This is a genomic window from Kitasatospora sp. NPDC007106 (assembly GCF_040634455.1).
Taxonomy (GTDB): domain Bacteria; phylum Actinomycetota; class Actinomycetes; order Streptomycetales; family Streptomycetaceae; genus Kitasatospora; species Kitasatospora arboriphila.
In genome coordinates this window covers 1-1,862 of the sequence record NZ_JBEYFP010001056.1, presented here as the reverse complement: position 1 = coordinate 1,862, position 1,862 = coordinate 1, and the positions used below count along the sequence as shown (strand labels likewise).

2 protein-coding genes are annotated in these 1,862 nt (G+C 76.6%); both read right to left on the bottom strand.

The features are described 5' to 3' along the window. Positions 1-84 precede the first annotated feature (84 nt). A complete protein-coding gene (locus ABZ641_RS35660; RefSeq protein ID WP_344628228.1) occupies positions 85-1,212 on the bottom strand; it encodes an AAA family ATPase in 1,128 nt (375 codons plus the stop codon). A 179-nt stretch (positions 1,213-1,391) separates the two neighbouring features. Beyond that, a partial coding sequence (locus tag ABZ641_RS35655; RefSeq protein WP_359988581.1) for a hypothetical protein occupies positions 1,392-1,862 on the bottom strand: 471 nt, incomplete at its 5' end.

Genomic DNA, 1,862 nt, shown 5'->3' with positions numbered 1-1,862 from the left:
CCACCGCCTCCCGCGGGTCCGCGGTGTCCGCCGGGGGGTTCCCGGTGGTGCCCACGGTGGTGTCCTCAGTGGTACGGGGGTCGGTCACCGCAGGTTCTCCCGCAGGTCCCACAGACGGCGCCACATCGCGGAGCCGTCCTCGGCGCGGCGGCGCACCGGGCCGTCCCAGTAGCCGAGCAGGCGGCCGTGGTCGGCCGGGTCGTCCTTGCGGACGGCGCCGAGCAGGTGGCCCGGGACCAGGTCAAGGACGTCGCCGCCGGGCAGGTAGGCGCGGGCCAGGCCCAGCGAGGCGGCGACGTGCACGGCCTCCGCGGTGGACATCACGGTGCCGGGCCGCTCGACGTCCCAGCCCTCGGAGGAGCGGCCGGTGCGCAGGTCGCGGAAGACGGTGACCAGCACGTCGAGGACGGCGTCGTCGACGCCGAACGCGGCACCGGCGCGCTGCACGGCGGCGGTGGCCTGGGTGCGGACGAGCTCGGTCTCCGCGCCGGCGTCGGCGATCGGGTGCACCGTCTCGAAGTTGAAGCGGCGCTTGAGCGCGGCGGACATCTCGGAGACGCCGCGGTCGCGCAGGTTCGCGGTGGCGATCACGCTGAAGCCGGGGACGGCGGCGACGGTCGCGTCCGCGGTGCCGGCGAGCTCCGGGACGCTGACCCGGCGGTCGGAGAGGATCGACACCAGCGCGTCCTGCACCTCGGGCAGGCAGCGGGTGACCTCCTCGATCCGGGCCACCCGGCCGGTGCGCATCGCGGTCATCACCGGCGAGGCGACCAGCGCCTGCGGGGTGGGGCCCTGGGCGAGCAGCAGCGCGTAGTTCCAGCCGTAGCGGAAGGCGTCCTCGGTGGTGCCGGCGGTGCCCTGCACGGTGAGCTCGCTGGTGCCGCTGACCGCGGCGGACAGCAGCTCGGAGAGCATCGACTTGGCGGTGCCGGGCTCGCCGACGAGCAGCAGGCCGCGCTCGCCCGCCAGGGTGACCACGCAGCGCTCGACCAGGGCGCGTTCGCCGACGAACTTCGGCGCGACGACCAGCTTGGCGGGCAGCGCGCCGTCCTTGCGGCGCTTCGGCGGCAGGGCGAGCGCCTCGCCGTCGCTGCCGCACACGAAGGTGACCACCGCGGCCGGGGTCAGCGCCCAGCCGGGCGGGCGGGGGCCCTCGTCGTACGCGGCGAGGAAGGCGAGCTCCTGGGCGTACCGCTCCTCGGCGGGCAGGATCTGCCGAGCCGGCGGGGCGGCCTGATCGGTCGTCGGCTCGGAGAGGTCGGTCGGGGTCGTCGGGTACGTCGGGTTCGTCGGAGACACAGCGTCGGTCCTTCGGTCCGGGGAAAGGGGAACAACGGGTGGGGCCGGGGGTGCGACGGTGTGCCGCACCCCCGGGGGCCGCCGGCGCTCGGTCAGCGGCGGCGGCCGCGGCGGGCCTTGGGCGCCTTCAGTTCGCCGAAGCGCGGCAGGTCGCCGTCGAGCAGGCGCTGCCAGGCCCGTCGGTACAGCTCCGCGGCCGGCTCGGCCGGCAGCAGCACGCCGAGCGCGGTGGAGCCGCCGCCGAGCAGCGGGAGCTTCCAGGTCTCCAGCGGCAGGTGCGGGCTGCGCTGCTCCGTCCAGCCGCCGGGCAGGAAGAGCGTCCGGCCGGCGCGGGTGCGGGAGGCCTGCACGACCAGGTCGGTCGCGGCGAGCTCGGCCCGGGCCGCCTTCAGCCGGGCCGGCTTCCAGCCCGTCCAGCGGGCGGTGTTGCGGTCCGTCGGGTCGGGCATGGCCAGCAGCATCAGGTACAGCGCGGCGGCGTCCGCGCCGAGGCCGTGCCGGGCGGCGGCCTCCTCGACCAGGTCGGGCACCGAGCGGGACGGGTCCTGCGGCCACCAGGTGCC